Annotated in this window: 19 protein-coding genes; 7 read left to right on the top strand and 12 right to left on the bottom strand. The window is 58.4% G+C overall.

The features are described 5' to 3' along the window. The first annotated feature begins 24 nt into the window (after nucleotides 1-24). Both dusA and L6D63_RS24525 read left to right on the top strand, forming a co-directional pair. Nucleotides 25-1,020 (top strand): tRNA dihydrouridine(20/20a) synthase DusA, encoded by a 996-nt coding sequence (dusA, locus tag L6D63_RS24530; protein ID WP_123588481.1) that lies wholly within the window; start codon nucleotides 25-27, stop codon nucleotides 1,018-1,020. Between the two features lie 27 nt (nucleotides 1,021-1,047). Further along, a complete protein-coding gene (locus L6D63_RS24525) occupies nucleotides 1,048-1,476 on the top strand; it encodes a DUF2388 domain-containing protein (protein ID WP_236170404.1) in 429 nt (142 codons plus the stop codon). On the opposite strand, the gene L6D63_RS24520 is transcribed toward L6D63_RS24525, so the two are convergent. Further along, complete coding sequence (locus L6D63_RS24520; protein ID WP_131671805.1) at nucleotides 1,477-2,307, bottom strand: undecaprenyl-diphosphate phosphatase; 831 nt, start codon at nucleotides 2,305-2,307, stop codon at nucleotides 1,477-1,479. A 507-nt stretch (nucleotides 2,308-2,814) separates the two neighbouring features. Here L6D63_RS24520 and L6D63_RS24515 point away from each other — a divergent pair. From L6D63_RS24515 to L6D63_RS24505, 3 genes are all read left to right on the top strand, one after another. Beyond that, nucleotides 2,815-3,555: a winged helix-turn-helix domain-containing protein gene (locus L6D63_RS24515; protein WP_095668747.1), complete on the top strand. Its 741-nt coding sequence runs from the start codon at nucleotides 2,815-2,817 to the stop codon at nucleotides 3,553-3,555. Nucleotides 3,556-3,835: 280 nt separating this feature from the next. Further along, nucleotides 3,836-4,480, top strand: coding sequence for a winged helix-turn-helix domain-containing protein (locus L6D63_RS24510; RefSeq protein WP_041074648.1), 645 nt, complete (start codon nucleotides 3,836-3,838; stop codon nucleotides 4,478-4,480). Between the two features lie 388 nt (nucleotides 4,481-4,868). Next, complete coding sequence (locus L6D63_RS24505) at nucleotides 4,869-6,263, top strand: undecaprenyl-phosphate glucose phosphotransferase (protein ID WP_131671806.1); 1,395 nt, start codon at nucleotides 4,869-4,871, stop codon at nucleotides 6,261-6,263. A gap of 604 nt (nucleotides 6,264-6,867) precedes the next feature. On the opposite strand, the gene L6D63_RS24500 is transcribed toward L6D63_RS24505, so the two are convergent. The 6 genes from L6D63_RS24500 to galE form a co-directional block, all read right to left on the bottom strand. Continuing rightward, nucleotides 6,868-8,946 (bottom strand): YjbH domain-containing protein, encoded by a 2,079-nt coding sequence (locus L6D63_RS24500; RefSeq protein ID WP_131671807.1) that lies wholly within the window; start codon nucleotides 8,944-8,946, stop codon nucleotides 6,868-6,870. Next, nucleotides 8,943-9,704: a capsule biosynthesis GfcC family protein gene (locus L6D63_RS24495; RefSeq protein WP_373873761.1), complete on the bottom strand. Its 762-nt coding sequence runs from the start codon at nucleotides 9,702-9,704 to the stop codon at nucleotides 8,943-8,945. The genes L6D63_RS24500 and L6D63_RS24495 overlap by 4 nt, the downstream gene beginning before the upstream one ends. Continuing rightward, complete coding sequence (locus L6D63_RS24490) at nucleotides 9,701-10,366, bottom strand: YjbF family lipoprotein (protein ID WP_131671808.1); 666 nt, start codon at nucleotides 10,364-10,366, stop codon at nucleotides 9,701-9,703. The genes L6D63_RS24495 and L6D63_RS24490 overlap by 4 nt, the downstream gene beginning before the upstream one ends. 8 nt (nucleotides 10,367-10,374) lie before the next feature. Then, nucleotides 10,375-11,490 carry a polysaccharide biosynthesis/export family protein gene (locus tag L6D63_RS24485; RefSeq protein ID WP_186448465.1) on the bottom strand — a complete coding sequence of 372 codons (1,116 nt, stop codon included), beginning with the start codon at nucleotides 11,488-11,490 and terminating at the stop codon, nucleotides 10,375-10,377. A 90-nt stretch (nucleotides 11,491-11,580) separates the two neighbouring features. Then, nucleotides 11,581-11,817 carry a hypothetical protein gene (locus tag L6D63_RS24480; RefSeq protein WP_003226528.1) on the bottom strand — a complete coding sequence of 79 codons (237 nt, stop codon included), beginning with the start codon at nucleotides 11,815-11,817 and terminating at the stop codon, nucleotides 11,581-11,583. A 231-nt stretch (nucleotides 11,818-12,048) separates the two neighbouring features. After that, nucleotides 12,049-13,065, bottom strand: a complete 1,017-nt coding sequence (gene galE / locus L6D63_RS24475; RefSeq protein WP_131671810.1) for a UDP-glucose 4-epimerase GalE — start codon at nucleotides 13,063-13,065, stop codon at nucleotides 12,049-12,051. 388 nt (nucleotides 13,066-13,453) lie between these two features. On the opposite strand from galE, the gene galU reads away from it, so the two are divergent. Both galU and L6D63_RS24465 read left to right on the top strand, forming a co-directional pair. After that, nucleotides 13,454-14,287 carry a UTP--glucose-1-phosphate uridylyltransferase GalU gene (gene galU / locus L6D63_RS24470; protein WP_047295217.1) on the top strand — a complete coding sequence of 278 codons (834 nt, stop codon included), beginning with the start codon at nucleotides 13,454-13,456 and terminating at the stop codon, nucleotides 14,285-14,287. A 37-nt stretch (nucleotides 14,288-14,324) separates the two neighbouring features. Beyond that, nucleotides 14,325-14,729, top strand: coding sequence for a mannose-1-phosphate guanylyltransferase (locus L6D63_RS24465; protein WP_047295219.1), 405 nt, complete (start codon nucleotides 14,325-14,327; stop codon nucleotides 14,727-14,729). A gap of 90 nt (nucleotides 14,730-14,819) precedes the next feature. On the opposite strand, the gene L6D63_RS24460 is transcribed toward L6D63_RS24465, so the two are convergent. From L6D63_RS24460 to L6D63_RS24440, 5 genes are all read right to left on the bottom strand, one after another. After that, on the bottom strand, nucleotides 14,820-15,959 hold the full coding sequence (locus tag L6D63_RS24460; protein ID WP_131671811.1) for an SGNH/GDSL hydrolase family protein: 1,140 nt from the start codon (nucleotides 15,957-15,959) through the stop codon (nucleotides 14,820-14,822). Nucleotides 15,960-16,168: 209 nt separating this feature from the next. Beyond that, nucleotides 16,169-17,212: an acyltransferase family protein gene (locus L6D63_RS24455; protein WP_131671812.1), complete on the bottom strand. Its 1,044-nt coding sequence runs from the start codon at nucleotides 17,210-17,212 to the stop codon at nucleotides 16,169-16,171. A 12-nt stretch (nucleotides 17,213-17,224) separates the two neighbouring features. After that, nucleotides 17,225-18,328 carry a hypothetical protein gene (locus L6D63_RS24450; RefSeq protein WP_047600104.1) on the bottom strand — a complete coding sequence of 368 codons (1,104 nt, stop codon included), beginning with the start codon at nucleotides 18,326-18,328 and terminating at the stop codon, nucleotides 17,225-17,227. Next, a complete protein-coding gene (locus L6D63_RS24445; protein WP_131671813.1) occupies nucleotides 18,319-19,548 on the bottom strand; it encodes an MATE family efflux transporter in 1,230 nt (409 codons plus the stop codon). Before L6D63_RS24445 ends, L6D63_RS24450 begins: the two co-directional genes overlap by 10 nt. Continuing rightward, nucleotides 19,545-20,657: a polysaccharide pyruvyl transferase family protein gene (locus tag L6D63_RS24440; RefSeq protein WP_047295231.1), complete on the bottom strand. Its 1,113-nt coding sequence runs from the start codon at nucleotides 20,655-20,657 to the stop codon at nucleotides 19,545-19,547. The genes L6D63_RS24445 and L6D63_RS24440 overlap by 4 nt, the downstream gene beginning before the upstream one ends. Nucleotides 20,658-20,668: the final 11 nt, after the last annotated feature.

The following is a 20,668-nucleotide window of genomic DNA, read 5'->3' as shown; positions in this document are numbered from 1 at the left end:
GCCCCACCCAATCCAGAACCGCCAATGTCCCCTATCTCCGCCACACCCGCCCCACTCTCCCGCCGCTTCTCCGTCGCCCCGATGATGGACTGGACTGATAGGCATTGCAGATACTTCCTACGCCTCCTGTCGAAGAACGCCCTGCTCTACACCGAAATGGTCACCACCGGCGCTCTCCTCAACGGCGATCACGAACGTTTCCTCCGTCACAACGAAGCCGAACATCCGCTGGCATTGCAGTTGGGTGGCAGCGTTCCGCTCGATCTGGCCGCGTGCGCGCGCATGGCGCAGGAGCATGGTTACGACGAGGTGAATCTGAATGTTGGCTGCCCGAGTGATCGGGTGCAGAACAACATGATCGGTGCGTGCCTGATGGGGCATCCGCAGTTGGTGGCGGATTGTGTGAAGGCGATGCGCGATGCGGTGTCGATTCCGGTGACGGTGAAACATCGGATCGGGATCAATGGGCGGGACAGTTACGCCGAGTTGTGTGATTTCGTCGGGACGGTGCGGGATGCCGGGTGCACCAGTTTTACCGTGCATGCGCGGATTGCGATTCTGGAGGGGTTGTCGCCGAAGGAGAATCGCGATATTCCGCCGTTGCGGTATGACGTGGCGGCGCAGTTGAAGGCGGATTTTCCGGAGCTGGAGATTGTGCTGAACGGCGGGATCAAGACGATGGAGGCCTGCCATGAGCATTTGCAGACCTTTGACGGTGTGATGCTTGGGCGTGAGGCTTATCACAATCCGTATTTGCTGGCGGAGGTCGATCAGCAGTTGTTCGGCAGCAGCGCGCCGGTGATCAGCCGCGCCGAGGCGCTGGCACAGTTGCGGCCTTATATTGCCGAGCATTTGCAGGCGGGCGGCGCGATGCATCACATCACCCGGCATGTGCTGGGGTTGGGCACCGGGTTCCCGGGGGCGCGTAAATTCCGTCAGTTGTTGTCGGTGGATATTCACAAGGCCAAGGATCCGCTGGCGTTGCTGGATCAGGCTGGCGAGTTGCTGCAAGGGCGTTGATAGATGGTTTGAATGTGCGGGCAACGAATGAGCGTTGCCCGGAGTTTTGATGTGCTGACAGGATGTCTTTTGTTTATGCCCGCGTTTCGCTGTGTTTCGTTCAAGCGTTTTATCCTCCTAGCTTTAATCTCGACCATCTCTTCCAGCGCCGTCGCCTCCTGCGACTTTGTGAAGGGGTGTGGTAAGGGGGACGGTGGTCCTTTTGAGTCGACTCAGCTTTCCGGCTTTCTGGTTTTCACGGCGACGGCGGCCTCGTTCGATGCGACCTCGGATGTGTCCAGACTCAAGAAACGTGTTTACTCGCCAGAGGAAATCGAAGCTGCGCGCTATTACCTCGCCAGCGACGGCATGCTGCAAGCCGCGTATTTCACATCAGCCTTGCAGCGCTACCGCCAAGAGTCGCCCAACTCGGAGTTGAACGACCTCGCGGTTGCTACATTGATCAGCAGTCAGTGATCACCCCGCCGCTTCCGTCCAGTTCACCCAGCCAAACACCCACGTCGCCAGAATCAACAAGCCAAACGCGATCCGGTACCAGGCGAACGCCGCATAACTGTGGTTGGCGATGAATTTGAGCAGGCCGCGCACGGCGATCATGGCGAAGATGAAGGCGATGACGAATCCGAGGGCGAACACGGGCAAGTCACTGGCCTGGAACAAGTCACGGTATTTGTAGCCGGAGTACACCGCGGCGCCGACCATGGTCGGCATGGCGAGGAAAAACGAGAACTCTGTGGCGGCTTTCCGGGACAAGCCGAACAATAAACCGCCGATGATGGTCGAGCCCGAGCGCGACGTGCCGGGAATCATTGCCAGGCATTGCACGAAGCCGATTTTCAACGCATCTGACCAGCGCATGTCGTCGACGTGATCGACGCTCACCACATGGCTGCGCTGTTCCGCCCACAACATGACGATGCCGCCCACCACCAAGGCCATGGCCACGGTGATCGGGTTAAACAGGTATTGATGGATTTTGTCAGCGAACAGCACGCCGAGGATCACCGCCGGCAGAAAGGCAATCAGCAGGTTGAGGGTGAAACGTTGCGCATTGCGTTGGGTGGGCAGGCCTTTGACGATGTCGAAGATCTTCGGGCGAAACTCCCAGACCACGGCCAGGATCGCCCCCAGTTGAATGATGATATTGAACGCCATCGCGCGTTCGCCGCCGAAGTCCAGCAGGTCGGCGACGATGATCTGGTGGCCGGTACTGGAGATCGGCAAGAACTCGGTCAGGCCTTCTACCGCGCCCAAAATCAACACCTGGATAAAGGTCCAGAAATCCATTAATCCTCCGTCAGAGCGCTCTTGCTGAGCGACCGGTCAACTGTATTCAGGAATTGAGTATCTGAAGTTAAACAATCGGTATAACGCGACACCCATTGCCTGATCAGGCGACGGAGAATATGTCTTATCAAAAGACACACTCAAGCCATGTTAATAAACGTCCGCCTACGAACTACCCGAAAAATATTTAGGCCTATAGTAGAAAAAAGTTCGATTCGCCAATAAAGTGTGATCCAGCTCACACTGTCTCAGGATCGTGAACAGTGGCAATTGGACATGAATAAAGCCATCGCCATAGATTCAAAATAGTGGCACAATTCCACATCGCCATCATGTAACGACTAGTTCACAACCCCGAGAAAATCAACTAAAAGCTTGAAATGCTTAATTATTGTTAGAAAACTCGGGAGCCACGTCTAAAAATCGCGTGAATGTTACCAATTGTCAGTCACAGATGAGAACCGGTGCTTTAACATCCCGATGTCAGCACCTAATTCGAGTCAAAGCATGATGCTCTCAGGGAACTTGGCGACTAGAAGTCCGCGCCCGACGAACGACGTACCCGGTGTTCTTACTCTGGGTCGTACCCGTGGCGTGGCCGAACATTTCAGGGCGCTGATCGCGAAGCACGTACACACTGATATGGCACTTGAGGCCGAGTCGTACACTAGTTCCTTCAACAATGAACTTTCTGGTCCGTATCGCGCCATTTTCATCGTTATCGATACTCCGCAAGCGCTGGAAGACAATCTTGCGCTGATCGAAAGCCTGCGCAGCGACAACTTGAAGCCGATCATCTGCGCGGTCATTACCGGTCGCGGCGCGTTCAACAAGATCAAGTATTTTCTCGCCGGCGCCGACTTCTGTATCAAACTCAATACCCTTGCCGACGAGGGCGACGAGCTGCTCGGTGAGTTCTTCAACAGTGAAGAATGGCAGCGGGATATCAATCTGACGCTAGACCCTACGCGTATCTGCCTGCTGGGCAGCCCCCGTCAGAAACTCGACATCTCGTTCGCCGAGATGAAGATCCTGGAAGCCTTTGCGCAGACCAGCAATCACATTCTCAGCCATGATGAAATCGCCAGCATCATGGGGCTCAACACCCATTTCTACGACCCGAGAGCGCTGGAAAAATCCATCAGCCGCTTGCGTGGAAAAATCAAGGACATGTATGGTACGAACGCGATTCAGAGCATCCGCGGCTACGGCTATCGCCTGATGCGGGGTCTGATATCGACTGCCTGACTCTCGGGCAGCCATCCTCTTTGCATAATTACGAAGGATCGTCATATGCAACCATACCGCTCTAGTTGTACTTCACATCTAATTATAATCAAGCCATTGAATGAGCACGGCTACACCGAACCATAACAATAAACTTCACAACATAGCAGCAGAACGAGTGGAACTTATCGAGGGCCATTTTTAAGCCCATACCCTGCCTGTCGATTACTTCCGAGGAAGTCATTGCTCGCCTGCCGATTTATCTTTTCGCCCATTTTGGTGCACATTTTAGGAGAGAGACATGGAAACGAGTACAACCCTCCCGAGAAAATATTTTGTCGTCGTGACTCACAGTACAACGTCGCAGCGTGAACTTGAGAGCATTCTGTCCAGCGAGCGCTTCAATTCGTTTGGCACGTCTCAGGCACAAATGTTTATTGAAGGTGCTACTTCGCCCTCTTCCGCGCCCATGCTGATGGAGTTCTCTTACCCAAGCGGCACCCGTAAACACGTGGCCCGCACGATTGAACACGATACCCAGCGCATCCTCGCCACCCTCGAATCGGAATGGCTGTCCGCACAATCGGCGAAGCCGTTTCAGAGTGCAGAGAGCGACAACCGCACTGCCGCCATTGAGGACGCTGCCACTGGCAACACGACCTGGCATCTGGACGATGATCAAGGCGCCCTGATCAAGGAAGGCGTCGAAATCAGCCTGACCGGACTGGAAACCGCGCTGGTGCGCAAAATGCTCCATCACGAAGAGCGCGTTGTCAGCCGCGACGATCTGATCCTCAGCATCGGCCGTGAACCGGAGCAATATCGTGGCCTGGAGATGTGCCTGAGTCGCCTGCAGGACAAGTTCAAAAGCGCCAGTAATGGGGAGCGATTGTTCCGTGCCGTAAGAAACCGCGGTTATTGCCTCATCCAGGAAATCGTTGCGTAAACACGCACGATCTCCGCGAACAAAACAAACAGAAAACAGTGCGATTACAAAAACAACAAGAGCACTCTGTTTGACTTCACCTCCCTGGTAAATAAGTTCCCTGCCTCCACCCCTCCTACAGTAACAAACACAACATCATTTATTCACCCCTTGCTCCACGACCTTTTCTAACAGCCTTGTATTTGATTACTCGAAAGTTGGCACTGTGCCATCTTGTTAGAACTCGTCAGACACCCTCTCCGGCAATAACTTAGTCTATTGATTGACGACAGTTCGGCCTATCGACGTTGTTACCTCAGGACACTCGTCCAATAACAACAACAAGCCTATCTAGCAACTCGGACTTTAACTGTCGAAACCTGAATGGACGTATTTCTGGGGATATCTCATGGAACTCTCTCTACGGATCAATCGAAATAACGGCCTCAAGGGACTTACCTTCTGGGGCCAATGGGCGCTGGCGCAAGGTTTCATTGTCGCGCTGTTGTTCGTACTTGCTGAACGCCATACCGGCACCGTCGAGTTCTACTACCGCCTGTGCGCAACACTGGCGGTACTGGCCTCGGTACCGGCGTACACGTTCAGCGGCGTATACCGCAAACAGGACAATTACCTGACGGGTCTGGGACGTCTGTTCATGGGCTGGTCGATGACCATGCTCGCGCTGGCCGGCATCGCGTTCGTGTGCAAGGCCGACGAGGTGTTTTCCCGTGAAGTGACGCTGAGCTGGGCGGTGTACGGCTTCCTCGGTCAGGCGCTGCTGTACGCGCCGCTGCATGCGTTCTCCAAGTACTACCAGCGTTCCCGCACCAGTGCGCAGAAAACCCTGATTGTCGGCACGGGTGAGTTGGCGCTGGGCCTGGCGCAGAAGATCAGTCTGGTGGAAAACTTGCCACTGGTAGGTTTGGTCAGCAATGGCACGAAACCGGTTCTGGATTCGGATGCACCACGGGTGGTGGGCGATCAGGAAGATCTGCTGCAACTGATCAAGGATCATGACATCCGCCGTCTGTACATCACCCTGCCGCTGGCGGAAGCGGCGAAAATCGAAGCGATGTACGTCGATTTGCTCGGGGCCAACGTTGATGTGGTCTGGGTGCCGGACTTGAACAGTCTGACCCTGCTCAACCACTCGGTGAAGGTCGTGGATGGTCTGCCGGCAATCTGCCTCAACGAAAGCCCGCTGACCAGCCGCCCTACTGCTGCGTTGAGCAAAAGTCTGGTGGAAAAAGGCGTGGCGCTGCTGGCGATCATTCTGTTGAGCCCGGTGCTGCTGTTCATTGCGCTGGCGGTGAAGATCAACTCGCCGGGGCCGGTGTTCTTCAAACAGGATCGCCACGGCTGGAACGGCAAGGTGATTCAGGTGTGGAAATTCCGCTCGATGCGCGTGCACGATGATCGCGAGGTGGTCCAGGCCAGCCGCAATGACTCGCGGATTACCGCCGTCGGGCGGTTCATCCGCCGCACCTCTCTGGATGAGCTGCCGCAGTTGTTCAACGTGCTGCAAGGGCAGATGGCCCTGGTCGGCCCGCGCCCTCACGCTGTCGCGCACAACCACTACTACTCGGGGAAAATCCTCGCGTACATGGCTCGTCACCGAATCAAACCGGGCATCACCGGCCTGGCGCAAATCAGCGGCTGCCGTGGCGAGACCGACACCCTCGACAAGATGCAGCGTCGGGTGGAGATGGACCTGCATTACATCAACAACTGGTCGTTGTGGCTGGATCTGAAGATCCTGGTGAAGACGCCGTTTACGCTGTTGTCGAAAGATATTTATTGATGGACTGGTGACAAGCCAGGCGATAGCGCAAGGGGACGAAAGTCCCCTTTTTTGTGGGCGGGATTTGGTGGTGGGATCAGGCGGTTGCGAGGGTGGCAGTGCCGACGCCTTCGCGGGCAAGCCCGCTCCCACAGAGTCCGGCGGTGTTCACTCAAATCGGATACACCACAAAATCACTGTGGGAGCTTGCCTGCAAGCGATAGCGGTGGGTCAGGCAACATGGATTTTGAATGGACTGACGCCTTCGCGAGCAGGCTCGCTCCCACAGGGATTGGGGGTGGATCCGGGATATTCAGTTCATCCCGATCCACTGTGGGAGCGTGGCTTGCCCGCGATGGCGGTGGGTCAGCCGACAGAGATGTTGAATGTGCCGACGCCTTCGCGGGCAAGCCCGCTCCCACAGGGATTGGGGGTGGATCCGGGATATTCAGTTCATCCCGATCCACTGTGGGAGCGTGGCTTGCCCGCGATGGCGGTGGATCAGCCGACAGAGATGTTGAATGTGCCGACGCCTTCGCGAGCAGGCTCGCTCCCACAGGGATTGGGGGGTGGATCGGGATATCCAGTTCATCCCGCTCCCACAGGTCCCAAGAAGGCTCCGGGTTTACTCGGCAATCTTCGAGAAGTTGCGGTAGAACATGTCACCCTCGCGGCTATCGGTCATCGAGTGCAGCTGGAAGCTGCGATTGAGCCTGGCGCCGCCGTCACGGGTCAGCGGGGCCCAGACCAGGTTGGCGCGGCGCATGGTCGACATGCTCATCATTTCGTCGAACGGGATCGACAGGTAGATGCCCTTGTCGAAACTACCCTCCCCGTACTCGGCACTGCCAGCCGTGGTGATCGTCGCCCAAGCGCCGAAACGCACACCGTTGAAAAACTCGCGAGAGATGTCCAGCGTACCGCCCCAGTCGCCAGCCAGATAACGACCGACGCTGACCGCAGCCAACGTGTCGTACGGCAAATCGGTGTAGCCAGTGATGTGCCCGGTCCAGACCGAGTAGTCGCGCAGGCCGAAACCCTGGTCGAACTCGCGCTGGCGCACGTAGTTCAGATCCGCCCCCACCGACCAGCGCTCGCCGGTCGGCCGGAACAGCACCTCAGCGCCGACACCGGCAAACATTGACTCCAGATAGCCGCCGTAGACCATGCCATACAGGTCCTTGTCCAACTGCTCGGCATGGCTGACCTGAAATAACGGCATGGTCACCTCCGAGGTGGTCAGGTACTGACGCAAATCGGTACGCACCCGCGGCAGGCCGCTCGGCGCGTCGTAGGTGAACTTGTCAAAGTTGTTCACCAGGTTGGCACTGAGCAGGCCGTTCCACCAGGTGTTGCGGTTGAAGCGGTACTCCGCGTCCGCGTCGGCACTGAATTGATAGAGCAAGCCATCCGGGCCGCCGACGTTCTGCTTGAAGCCCAGGCCGACGCCGTAATTGAAGTGCTGCGGCGCTTCGCTATAGAGGGTTTTCTCGTTGTGCGGCATCGCCGGGTTGATCTCGGTGGTGCGGTGCAGCGACTCCAGCGGTTCCTCGTTGTTGATCACTTCGCGGAAGGTCTGGCGCGGCACGCTGGTCTCTTCCAGCGGCAGGTCGTAGCGCTTGTTGACCACGGTGAACCAGTTGATGTCGTCGTTCACACTGTTGTCGAGAATCCGGCTCGCGCGGCCAACAGCCTTGGACGAATGGAAGTAGCGCTGCTGCTCACCGTACACGATCAGCTCGGAATCACGCTGACTGATGCGCTCGACCTTGTACCCGGCATTCTGCTGCAAACGTTGCGACACGTCGGCCCACTTGACCTGTTCCATCGGCGTGGTCGGCATCTTCGCCGGCAGCGGTTCCGGCGTCGGATCGTAGGTCTTGGCCGGCGCTTTGCGGCTGACGAAATTGGTGTGGAAGGTGATGCCGAACATCGCCGTATTGCCGCGCTCCCACGCCGCACTGACATCCACCGAATCGGCCACCTTGAACACCGCGCCGAAGTTGATCGGCGAATCTTGCTTGATCACGTTGTCCTTCGGCTCGTGCTTGTAGTCGTTGCCTTCGTATTCGAGTTTCAGGCTGAGTCGATCCCACGGCGTCTGGTAGCTCACGCCTCCGAAGAACGACGGCCGACCGCGAAAGTACGAGCCGGAGTTGACGTCACCGGTACCTTCGAGAGCCGGTCGGGTATCGAAGCGATCACTGACGTAGCCCAGCGGGTTGTCGAGGTCGCCGCGATTACCCAAATAACCCCAGGCAATGCCGGCGCTGAAATCGAAATTGTCGAAACGTTTGTTGGCGACAAAAAATTCGCTGGAGAACAGACCCGTACCGCCAATGTCTCGGAAGCCCAGCGCGACTTCTGGCGCCCAGTGGCTTTCCTGCCATAACCGGACTTTGGCGTCGACCGCCTTGTCCTTGTAGCTCTGGCTGCCGCTCAGCGCCTCGGAGCCGTACGGCCGGTTGGTGATCGCGGTGTAGCGGAACGAACCTTCGAGCCAATCCAGTGGCTGCAACGACACGCTGTAGCGGCTGTAAGGCTCGGTGCGGTTGGCATTGACGCTCAGTTCGCCGGCCGGCGCCATGCGCGCGGTCGGGGTCTGCAACAGACCGGTGCCACCAAAATCATTTTGAGTAATACGCGGCTCGGCATACACCAGGCCGCACGGCAATAACAACACAGCTGCAACACGTAACTTCAACGAACCACCTCAGCCAGCTGCGTGGCAATCAATTCGGCCAACTGCTGATTCAGTTCAGGAACAGGCGGATCCAGATCATCGTTTTTCACCGGCACCAGAATCTTGCTGCCGGCCACGGGGAACTGCCCGCTCTCGCGATTCCAGTGCGCAATGCCCACGCGCCGCACCGCACCATTGGGCTGGATCAGCCACAGGTAATCGGCTTCGGCATCGTCCAGCGGCGTGCAGTTTTCCAGATACTCGCGCGCCTCCAGCAAGGGCTGATAAGGCAGGTGGCAGGTCTCGGCAACCGCGCCCAGCACTTGCACCTCGTCGACCCGTTTCGGGTAGATCAGACGATCACCATCGTCGAGACGCATGTTGCGCGCGAAACCGACTTCCACCGCGACCGGATCGAGGTCCGCTACCTGGCGCCCGGTGACCGGCATCTGCCGCACCTGCTCGGACAGACGCAGCGCCAGTGCCGCGCGGCTCGGTCGATCAAACAACGAGGCCATGCGCTGCAAGACATCGAGATCGAACAACACTCCGGCCTTGAGCCGCGCCTGCTGTTCCAGCAACGACTGGCGCAGCAACACGCCGGCCAGCCAGTAACCTTCGGCATTCGGCAGCGCCACGCTGATCACGTCGAGCAAGCGCCCGCCCGGCGGCAATTCCACCGGCCCCGGATTGGCCACATCGCCACTGACCGTGACCGCTGCCTGACTGACGTCGCTGAGCAACAACAAACCTGCCGATAACATCCGTAAGCGCTTCACGGCAGATGCCTGCGATCAGGGGTCAGTTGCACGATGCGCACGCGCAGTTGCGTGGTCAGTTGCTGCTCGCTCTGCAGGATGAAACCGTCCAGCGGATCGACCCAGTAATGGTTGGTCGCGCGCAGGCCGATGGCCGGGACGTCGATGCGTTCGTCGACACGCAGCACGGTGTATTCCTTGTCGAGAATTTGCAGGGTTTGCGTGGCTCGGCGGGAGAACCGGCTGTTGACGATCAAGCCGACTTCCTGGCCCTTGTACAGGTCGATCCAGCGCTGACTGGTGAAGCCGTCGGCGACCTGATGCAGGCCACGTTTGAACGGCGCGTTGTCGGCCAGTCGCGTGCCGTCCAGGTCGCCCTCGACGCCGAGGCCGATGGTGCGCACGGCGAGGCCGTCACGCAGCAGCAACACCTGTTTGCCGGAGGCGACCCAGAACTGCAGGTCTTCACGCTCGCGCACCAGCGCCAGTACCCCGGAGCCGGACGGCGTGGTCAGTTTGATTTGCGGGTACTTGACCTCGGCCACCTGGGCCGCGCTCACGTCCAGCTCGTCCGGGCCGATCACCGCCGACTTGAGGTTGCGCACCGAGGCGGTCATCAGCGGGTTACAGCCACACAACATCAAGGCCGCCATCAGGCAGACGCCCACTTTCAAGGTTTTCACGGTCGGCCTTATTTGCTGTTGTTACTGAATTCGCTCCAGTTCTTCGCAGCGGAAGCCCCGGTCCCGACGATCGATGCCGACGGCACCAGTTGGCTGATGAAGCGGTTCCAGCGCGTGACGTTGGCCGGGCCGACGTACACCACATCCTGCGGACGCACTTCAAAATGCGAAGCGAGTGCCATTGAGGTCGGCGACTGAGCTTCCAGTTGATAGATCTTCGCCGGCTCGACATCGAGGTTTTCCACCCCGCGAATCACATACACCGCGTTGCCATTGGAGGTGGTCTGGCTCAAGCCGCCGACCGAGCCAAGCACATCGGAGAGGTTCATCGTCGCGGTCTTGAAGCTCAGCGCACGGGGCTGGTTGACTTCACCCATGACGTAGATGCGCTTGTTGTCGTTGTACGGCAGATACAACTGATCGCCGCCCTTGAGGAAGACGTGCTGCAACTCGGAGTCCTGCTGGTTCAGCGAGTCGAGATTGAGCGGATACACCCGGCCATTGCGCGTCAGCAGCAGGCCCGACAGATCGGCGTTGTTGGTGTCGATGCCGGCCGTACCGAGGGCTTCGACCACGCTCAGCGGGTTGGTGGAAATTGGCTGCGGACCGGCCTTGGCCACGGCGCCCGAAACCACCACTTTCTGACTGGCGAAACGCAGCACCGCGACATCCACCTGCGGCTCGGCGATGAACGCCGACAGGCGGGTTTCGATGTCCGAGCGCAGCTGTTGAATGGTCTTGCCGGCCGCCTGCACTTCCTTGATGAACGGGTAGTACAGCGTGCCATCGGAGCGCACCAGTCGACCGTTGGCGTCGATCTGCTGTTGTGCCCCCGATGGCGCGGTCAGCTCCGGATGATCCCAGACCGTGATGTACAACACATCGTTGCTGCCAATGCGGTATTCCGCCGGCGTTGCCAACAGTTCCGCCGGCACCGACTCACGCTTTTGCGTGGCGCGGGTCATCGAGATCAGCTTGGGCGTGATCGGAATCAGCTCGACCCGACTGCTTTCGCTGGCGCCCTGGCGCGTGATGTCGCCGGTGCTCAGGTATTGGCCGGGGGAAAACATGCAACCTTGCAAAGCGATACTTGCCAACAGCAAAAGAGAAAAACTACGAGTCATAATGGCACTACGCTATTCAAGGGCGAATCTAAAAATAAAGTCACCCGACTTGCGTCGGGCGACCCTGTACTGCACTAACAAATGTTCCTGTTAGTTGTGCGTGCCAGTGGTGCCGGTAGTACCGGTGGTGCCCGTGGTACCGCCGTTGGCACTTCCGCCGCTGTTGGACGCCGCGACTGCACTGGCAACCATTGCAGTACTGGCAGCAGGCGCTGTAGAAGCCGCGACACTGCCAGATACATTGGTCACCGCAGTAAGCGGCGCTTCAGCAGCGGACGCCCAGTTGCTCAACATCGTCAACAGGGCAATCGCCATCACTTTTTTCATATCAACTCCTTTCTAACATTCGGCCTGTTAAAAACCGGCCTGAGTTAGCGGTGGTAGCGTTCAAGTTCGCGAAAATCGCGAACAAGATCCGTCGTTCTTTCACAGTCTTACCCAACTGATAAAAGTCGAACGGCAGGTTTATATCTACGGACTTGCAAAAGGCATTTCCAGCGTATTTTCCCGACGATATCTAACAGCTGACCGAAACTAACATTCAGTATTAGAACGACATCATTCGAGATAACCGCGTGGATGATTCGATTGCCAGCGCCAGGTGTCGGTGACCATGTCCTGCAAACTGCGCGTGGCTTTCCAGCCAAGTTCTCTTGCGGCCTTGGAGGCGTCGGCCCAACTCTCGGCAATATCGCCGCTGCGCCGCGGCATCACTCGGTATGGCACCGGACGCCCGCTGGCTTGTTCGAAGGCATGCAGCACTTGCATCACGCTGTAGCCGTCGCCGGTGCCGAGGTTCCAGGTGTGAATGCCCGGACGATCGGCAATCGATTGCAGGGCTTTGAGATGGCCATCGGCGAGGTCGACGACATGGATGTAATCGCGAACCCCGGTGCCGTCGATGGTCGGGTAATCGTCGCCGAAAATCGATAGTTCTTGCAGGCTGCCAACCGCGACCTGGCTGATGTAGGGCAGCAGGTTGTTGGGGATGCCGCTGGGGTCTTCGCCCATATGCCCGCTGTGATGCGCGCCGATCGGGTTGAAGTAACGCAGCAAGGCGATGCTCCAGCGCGGCTCGGCCTGGCTCAGGTCGCGCAGCACGTTCTCGACGATCAGCTTGGACTGGCCGTAAGGATTGGTCGGAATACCGGTGGGGAAATCCTCGCGGATCGGCATCTGCTCAGGCTCGCCGTACACCGTGGCCGACGAGCTGAACACCAGCCGGAACACCCCGGCCGCCGCCATCGCCTGACACAGCGTGATGCTGCCGCCGACGTTGTTCTCGTAATAATCCAGCGGCTTGCGCACACTCTCGCCGACGGCCTTGAGCCCGGCAAAATGCAGCACCGCGTCGATTTGATGCTCGCGAAAAATCCGGTCGAGCAACGGCCGGTCGCAGACATCGCCGCGAATCATCAGCGCGCTTTTGCCGCAAATACCTTCTATCGCATGCAGTGCCGCATCGCTGCTGTTGCAAAGATTATCCAGTACAACAACTTCATAACCTGCTTCAAGCAGCGCAAGTGTGGTGTGCGAGCCGATATAGCCGGCACCACCCGTTACCAGAATCTTCATAGCGCGGTCCGTCATTGGATAAGTGACAAGTAGCCTGTCAAGTCCCTTTCATTGAATCTGTGGCGCACCACACAATAAGGACGACAACAGCCTTAAACAAAATTAGTTCAACCACTGGCAATAAATATTTTTGCAGGTCAAACTGTATTGCCCGGTACTTATTAGCACCCCGAGTGCACTCATCACTATCAACAGATACCGACTAAAAATAACCAATAACGCTATAACCGACATCTCATAACATTGTCAGGTTTTACCCTCCGCACTAATTGCCATTAACAACCTGACTCAGGTATTAAAGTACTCGTTCAATAATCATTGAAACTTGTGCGCGTTCGTAAGTGCGCGCATCCGTTGCCTGTGTTCCATGACTGTCCAGGATACTTTTATGATTCGTAAATGTTTGTTCCCCGCTGCCGGTTATGGCACGCGTTTCTTGCCGGCGACCAAAGCCATGCCGAAAGAGATGCTGCCGATCGTCAACAAGCCGTTGATCGAATACGCCGTTGAAGAAGCACGGGACGCCGGCCTGCAACACATGGCCATCGTCACTGGTCGGGGCAAGCGTGCGCTGGAAGACCACTTCGACATCAGCTACGAACTCGAACACCAGATCCGCGGCACCGAGAAAGAGAAATTCCTCGCCGGCACCCGCGAGCTGATCGACACCTGCACCTTCTCCTACACCCGTCAGGTGGAAATGAAGGGCCTCGGTCACGCGATTCTCAGCGGCCGTCCGTTGATCGGTGATGAGCCCTTCGCCGTGGTGTTGGCCGATGACCTGTGCCTGAACCTGGACGGTGACGGCGTGCTCTCGCAGATGATCCAGCTGTACAAAAAATTCCGCTGCTCGATCGTCGCCATCCAGGAAGTCCCGGCCGACCAGACCCACAAGTACGGGGTGATCGCCGGCGAACTGATGTCCGAGGGCATCTACCGGGTCAATAACATGGTGGAAAAACCGGCGCCGCAGGACGCGCCGTCGAACCTGGCGATCATCGGCCGCTACATCCTCACCCCGGACATCTTCGACCTGATCGCCGACACCCAACCGGGCAAGGGCGGCGAGATCCAGATCACCGACGCGCTGATGAAACAGGCACAGAACGGTTGCGTGCTGGCCTACAAGTTCAAGGGCCTGCGCTTCGACTGCGGTGACGCCGAGGGTTACCTGCAGGCGACCAACTTCTGCTACGACAACGTCTACCTCAAGGGCCGCTGAGACGGCCCCCGCCCACTTCTCTTTTCAGGAGGCAACCATGAACATGGCACAGCATGCAGCAGAGATTGAACGGGAGGTGGGCAACCTCGGGGCGGTGAGCCGGCTGTCACGGCATCAGCCGTTGCCCAGCGCCAACGAGTCGTGGCTGGGCAGCATCCTGCTGGTGGAACGCATCGGCATGTTTCCCTCGTCCGGCGACATTCGCCGGCCGCTGGCCGATCCCTATCCCCTGCTCGCCCATCTGAAACACCTGTATGCCGAGCAGGCGCTGGAAATGGACGACCGCGATGGCCTGAAAGTGATCTTCAGCGACTGGCGCTTCCGCGTACGCCTGTGCTGCAACGAGCCGGCGATCATCATCAATGTCGAGACACGGTGTGCGACGCAACTGATGCCGCAGAAGACTGCGGAGCTCCTGAACCAGATAGATCACTTCAAATAAAACACCACCCCTGTAGGAGCTGCCGAAGGCTGCGATCTTTTGATTTTGTATTGAAGAGCAAGATCAAAAGATCGCAGCCTTCGGCAGCTCCTACAGGGGTTTCGTTGGGTCGCAACTGTCTGCGTTGATGCCACTGACGATCCAGCGATAGAAGTAGTCGGCAATCACTTTCCCACCCGTCGCGGGCTGCGGATGAATCTTGTCCGGCCCGATCATCGCCGCCGCATAGCGTTTGACGTCAGGGCCGAACGCGCATTGCAGATTGGCAAAGCCCAACTGCTGCTCATGCGCCCATGGCTGCAAGACCTGCGCATACGCCGACATCGGATAGGCACTGGACCGCGTGGTGTCCTGACGCATGATCAGGTTGATGCTCGCCGCCGGCTGGATCTCGCGGATCATCGCCACCAACCCTTGAACGTTGTGCAGGTACTGTTCGGGTTTGACCCCGAAACCCTGGTCGTTGCCGCCGAGCATGATCAGGTAAATGTCGGCGGGGATCTTCGACACGGCGGCTTTCCACTGCACTTGCCATTGCGGATCGCGGTGATAGAAGTCCGCTGAGGCCGCGCCCGAGGCCGCCAGTTTCGAGACCCGCACGCCGTTCTGCTCGTTGCTCAGCCACAGGCCAAACAAGGTCGGTGCGCCCTTCACCACCTCCAGTTTGAACGACCAGTCTGCGGCTGCCGAAAGACCTGCGAGCGGTAGTTCCTGTACGCCTGAACCTCCAAGTGTCAAGGGTTGCCAGGCTTGTGCGGGCGTCCAGCGGTAACGCAGCTCACTCGGCTCGCCGTTGCCCAGGTAGAGCAATTTCGCCTGGGTGACTTGGGTGTCGATGGCGGGTGTCGGGCTGGCGTCGATTTGCAGCCAGGCGCCGGGCTTGCCGGTCACCGTGCGGCTGTCGGGGCTGGCCTGGCCGAGGCCGGACACTTGCCAGCCACCGCCGAAGTATTTTTCGCTGCTGCGGGTGTATTTGAAATGCGTGCCGCCCAGCGCCGCGCCATGGTTGAAGCCGACATAACCGGGGCCGGCAAATCCGACCTCGCCGGCCACGCGCTGCACCAGTTTGTTCAAGTAAAAATCCTGACCGGCGCTGTAGCTGTCGCCAATTACCGAGACCGACAACACCTTCCCGGCCTTGCCTTCGCGCCACTGCGCAAAGCGCTCGCGGGCATCGCCCACTTCCACCACCGACGCCGCGACGGGCTGAGCGTCATTTACTGCCAACATGCATTATTTCCTTCAGTCTGGAATGGCCCCTTCGCGAGCAGCGGTTGAGGTCATCCGCTAAATCCTTGTACACCCAAACCCTGTGGGAGCTGGCTTGCCAGCGATGGCGGTGGGTCAGGCGCATAAACTTCATCTGATCTGGCCCCATCGCTGGCAAGCCAGCTCCCACAGAGATGGTGAGTTCCAAAGATCCTTGCTCGCGAAGCTTTTCAGCTACTGGCCGGCACCACCGGAGCAATACCCGCCGCCGGTTTTTTCTTCGCCGCACGCTCGCCCAAAAACAGCACCGACGTGACATTGAAGCGACTGAAAATCATCGACAGCACCACCGGTCCCAACAGACCGAACAGCAGTCCGCTGAGCACCAGAATGCTTTCGTCTTTTACCCCCAACCGCCCCATGACAAACCGCGAAGTCGCCGCAAACAGCACATGGAACAGGAAGATCGCGTAAGAGTAGCCGCCCAGCCAGGTCAGCCACTTCGAGCGCATGTCACTCGACAGCAAAGCAATGCAGGACACGCAACCCACGGTCAAGCCAATCAGGCTACGGCGGTCGACAATCAACTCACGATCAATCGCCGCCACGTAAAGCAGCGTCAACGAAATCAACACAAACACCAGCGGCCCGATCACCTTGAACCGTTGCTTCAACGCCTCGACATTTTCCTGGCCGATCATCCCCGCCACAAAAAACGGCAGCAGGTAAATCGCACCGTTGATGCCGAACGCATCGAGCTTGAACGGTGGCAGCAGAAACAGCGCTGCAGCGAAGGCGAACAGCAGGTACAAGCGGGTCATCGAACGCAGCATCCCACGCCATTCCAGCAGGCCGACGAACATGAAAATGATGAACACCGCCTGCAGGAACCAGAAGTGATTGACCGGCACCCAGAACGACAACAACGCATCGATCACGCCGACGTCCTTGTTCACCCCCGGCCCCACCGCCTGCAACACCGAGAACGGCACACCGACGCAAAACAGCGGCACGATCAACCGTCGCACCTTGCCGCTGAAGAATGCGGAAAAGTCATTGCCACGGATTTTGTAGATCGAATAGATGTAGCCGGAAATAAAGGTGAACAGCGGCATGCGCACGTACACCATCGAATCGGCGATCACCCGGAACGGCGAGCCGAGATCGATTTTCAGCCCTCCGCCCAACGGGCCGATGACGTGATAGAGCACCAGCAGCAGGCATGCCAGACCACGCAGGGTTTCGATCTCCAGCGATTTTTTCTTGCTCGACATACAGCACCTGCCTCAATTCAGAACGCGTGATTCAACCCGCACCGGTTTGTTCGCACGCAACATCAGGCCCAAGCCGACAAACAGCACCGGCACCACCATGGAAAAGTGTCGGGCGAAGGAGCCGAAGTCCGGCTCGAACAAGCCTTGCACTAACAGAAACGCCAGCGGGATCGCGATCAGTTCCTTGGGTTTGGTCTCGATCGGCGCACCTTTGTAATCGGTGGAGGTGATGACTTTGAACAGCAGCAGCGCGGTCATGATCATCAGCGCGACGAAGATCACCTGGCCTGGCCCGGACAACAGAATCAGCTCCACCGGGAACGACAACCGGAAGAAAATGATCATCGAGTCCAGCGCCTGCGAGACGAAGTCGCTGCCACTGAGCCACGAGACGATCAGCGATTTCGACCCCTCCTCCCCCGCCGTGCGCAACTCGTTGTTGCTGGCGCGAATCGACGACACCGGAAAGCCCAGCGCCAGCTGAATCGCCATGGCCACCGCCAGGTAAAACAGGAACAGCATCAGGAAGAAGGTGAAACGCGACACGTACTTTTTCATCACGCAGACGCCAACCCACGACAGCGAAAACAGAATCCAGTAAGGCCGGATCAGCACGCCATAGATCACCGCCGAGAGAAAAAAACCGCCGCGGTATTTGCGCGTCAATGCGCTGAACAAAATGCTCAGCACCGCCACCGAGACGATGATTTCCTTGGTCAGGTTTTCCAGAAAAAACGAACGCACCACACCCCACAGGCACAGGGTGCCGAAGATCGCCAGCGGCATGCGCCGGAACACCACCACCGGGATCGCCGTGAGGAAGAAGTTGCAGAACATCCCGTAGGCCCAGGCGTTGGTCAGGTTGATCCCGGTGGGCCGCAGCAGGAACGCCGAACACTCGTAGGAGGAGCGATCCGGCGAGAACGGGTTCCAGAAATTGCAGTTGTCGGCGCGGGCGTAGGACGACCATAAAGTCATCGCATCCGGGCCCGGATCGCGCGGGATCAGCAGCGGCATCGCCACCGACAGAAACAGCCCGGTAAACAGAATCAGGAACGACAGCGAGGAATCGAGTTTGCGGCCGCGAAACTCGATGCACGGCAATTTCAACCCCATGCCAGCGCCCCTTTGGCACGGGTCGCTCGAGTCAACACGGCGATCACCCCGAGCTGCACGATGATCGCGAAGACATTGCCCCACGCCGCGCCATAAATCGAATAATGCTTGATCAGCAGGTAACTGACCGGCACCGACACCAGCAAACAAATCGCCGCACTGGCGAATGACACCCGACTGTTTTTCGAAGCAATCAGACCGCCCCAGACGATGTCGCCGATGGCCCGCAGGGCAAAGGAAAAGATCAGCACGCCGAGGAGTGCGTTATCCGGACGCGGCACGCTGTTGGCGACGTAATCGAGCACCACGTTGAAGAACAGATAGATCAACACCGCCACCGCCGCCGACACCCCTAACGAACGCATCACCCACTTGTTGACGAACAACTGCCGGATGCTGAACGCCTGTTGATCCGCCTGAAACCGCTTGGCCAGCACCGGAATGCCGACTACCGCCACCACCGCGTAAGACAGCGCCTGCAGAGTGTTCGCCGCCGACCACGCATACACGTATTTGCCGAGGCTGGCGTAGGGTTCGAGGTCGGCAATCAGAAAGCGCTCGGCGCACTGACTCAGCGCGATCAACCCCGTGCCGAGATAAAACGGCAACCCGGCCTTCCACACGGTCGTGGTTGTCAGTGTTTTGCTGACCCGGCCCTTGTGCACGCTCACCACGATCAGGTAACCGGCGACGATCACCAGCACGTTGGCGGCCACCCAAAGCCACAGCACACTGGCGATGCCCGACACCCAGTCGAGCATCATCGCGCCCACCGCCAGCAGCGCCCAGAGACCGGTCTTGATGAAGAACAGCAGCGCACCCGCCGTGGCTTTCTGCGCAGAAAACACGAACGAGTTGATCTCGAAGGACAGGTGTTCAGTGAGCAACACCAGCGTCACGCAGAGGATTAGCGCGGTGCCCGCCTCGACCTGCTGAAACAGCGAATAGATCCCCACCGTTGCCAGCGACAGCAGCAGCCCCACCGCGAGGTACAGCAGCAGGACTTTGTCGACCACCCGCCGCGAGCTGTCGCCGACGCTGATCAACCGATTGATCTCGGAACTGAAACCAACGCTGTAGAACTTCGAAGCGATCAGCGACGCGGCGACCACCACGCCATAAAACCCCAGCGCTTCGTAGCCCAGGTAATGGGTGATGGCCAACACCAGCAGAAACTTCGCGCCCAAGGCTCCGCCGCGCAGCAGCAAGCGAAATATCATCGAACGACGCCTTTGATGATCTCGTCCATCATCACCGTCTTGGCTTCGATTTCGCGGCAAGTATCGGTCAGGCGCTTGCCGAAATTCGACAGCGCGTTCGGCGCGTACACGGTGTCGATGATCTGCTCGACATTGATGTCGCCGCCATTGATCACCCAGTCTTCCACGCCCATGTCCTGATAGGCGCCAAAGCCTTTGCGTTCATAGCTGATGTGGTACGCCGGGACACCGGACAACAGCGATTCGATGGCGCCGTGCAGACGCACCGAGATCACCAGGTCCGGCTGATATTTGGCAATCGTCGCCTTCAACGACAGCAGCTCTTCGCTGATGCCCAGCTCGCGATAGAACGCACCGTCGTCGTTACCGCGAACGGCACTCTGCACGGCACAAACCACTTTGCTTTTGTTCTTCAGGCGCTGCAGCAGCAGCTTCAGGTTGGTGACGTAGGCGACCTTCTTTTCCTTGCTCCATTCCGGCGGCTTGCGCAGCACCACGCACACGGTGGCCGGCGAAGCGGCGCAGCGAGTGAACTTCGGTTGCTGAAGGATCTTGCTCGCCAGTGACTGCACCGCCAGATCCGGCGCGCGATAGACGTTTTCGCAGGCATCGAACATTGCCGAGGAGCGGTTATCGCGCACGAACACCGCGTCCGCGCTGGCGTAGTGATCGACGATCTTGCGGCTCTCGCCATGGAACGGGCCGATGCTTTGCGGCAGGTACACCGACGGCACCTTGCTGAGGATCGCCGTTTCCAGTTGCTTGGCGTGGCCGAGTTTGAGCTTGATGTGTTCGAAGGCACTTTTCGAGCGCATGTAGCCGCCACCGACGCCGACGATCAGATCAGTCTTGCGCAGCAGATCCGCCAGCCCGGCATACGACTGATTGAGGAACACCGCCTGCTTGACCCGCCCCAAGCCCTTGGCCGCCATCACCGGCGCGTCGAAACGCGGGTGCGGCAGGTAGGCGAAAGACTGCGGGTCGGAGGCCACGACGTTGATCGAAGTGTCTTCGCCAAAGTTGCGCTGCACCAACGCGATGGCCAGATCGACGAGCAGGCCGTCACCGGAGTTGGACGCACTGTAGCCATGCAAAATCGTTACGTTCATAAGCTTGAGTT

It is taken from the genome of Pseudomonas parakoreensis, assembly GCF_021602155.1.
In the GTDB taxonomy this organism is placed as follows: Bacteria; Pseudomonadota; Gammaproteobacteria; order Pseudomonadales; family Pseudomonadaceae; genus Aquipseudomonas; species Aquipseudomonas parakoreensis.
This window is presented reverse-complemented; position numbering and strand designations above follow the sequence as displayed.

Coding starts and splice junctions, on each gene's coding strand:
- dusA (WP_123588481.1), top strand. CDS start 25: ATGTCCCCTATCTCCGCCACACCCGCCCCACTCTCCCGCCGCTTCTCC.
- L6D63_RS24525 (WP_236170404.1), top strand. CDS start 1,048: ATGAGCGTTGCCCGGAGTTTTGATGTGCTGACAGGATGTCTTTTGTTT.
- L6D63_RS24520 (WP_131671805.1), bottom strand. CDS start 2,307: ATGGATTTCTGGACCTTTATCCAGGTGTTGATTTTGGGCGCGGTAGAA.
- L6D63_RS24515 (WP_095668747.1), top strand. CDS start 2,815: ATGATGCTCTCAGGGAACTTGGCGACTAGAAGTCCGCGCCCGACGAAC.
- L6D63_RS24510 (WP_041074648.1), top strand. CDS start 3,836: ATGGAAACGAGTACAACCCTCCCGAGAAAATATTTTGTCGTCGTGACT.
- L6D63_RS24505 (WP_131671806.1), top strand. CDS start 4,869: ATGGAACTCTCTCTACGGATCAATCGAAATAACGGCCTCAAGGGACTT.
- L6D63_RS24485 (WP_186448465.1), bottom strand. CDS start 11,490: ATGACTCGTAGTTTTTCTCTTTTGCTGTTGGCAAGTATCGCTTTGCAA.
- L6D63_RS24480 (WP_003226528.1), bottom strand. CDS start 11,817: ATGAAAAAAGTGATGGCGATTGCCCTGTTGACGATGTTGAGCAACTGG.
- galE (WP_131671810.1), bottom strand. CDS start 13,065: ATGAAGATTCTGGTAACGGGTGGTGCCGGCTATATCGGCTCGCACACC.
- galU (WP_047295217.1), top strand. CDS start 13,454: ATGATTCGTAAATGTTTGTTCCCCGCTGCCGGTTATGGCACGCGTTTC.
- L6D63_RS24465 (WP_047295219.1), top strand. CDS start 14,325: ATGAACATGGCACAGCATGCAGCAGAGATTGAACGGGAGGTGGGCAAC.
- L6D63_RS24460 (WP_131671811.1), bottom strand. CDS start 15,959: ATGTTGGCAGTAAATGACGCTCAGCCCGTCGCGGCGTCGGTGGTGGAA.
- L6D63_RS24455 (WP_131671812.1), bottom strand. CDS start 17,212: ATGTCGAGCAAGAAAAAATCGCTGGAGATCGAAACCCTGCGTGGTCTG.
- L6D63_RS24450 (WP_047600104.1), bottom strand. CDS start 18,328: ATGGGGTTGAAATTGCCGTGCATCGAGTTTCGCGGCCGCAAACTCGAT.
- L6D63_RS24445 (WP_131671813.1), bottom strand. CDS start 19,548: ATGATATTTCGCTTGCTGCTGCGCGGCGGAGCCTTGGGCGCGAAGTTT.
- L6D63_RS24440 (WP_047295231.1), bottom strand. CDS start 20,657: ATGAACGTAACGATTTTGCATGGCTACAGTGCGTCCAACTCCGGTGAC.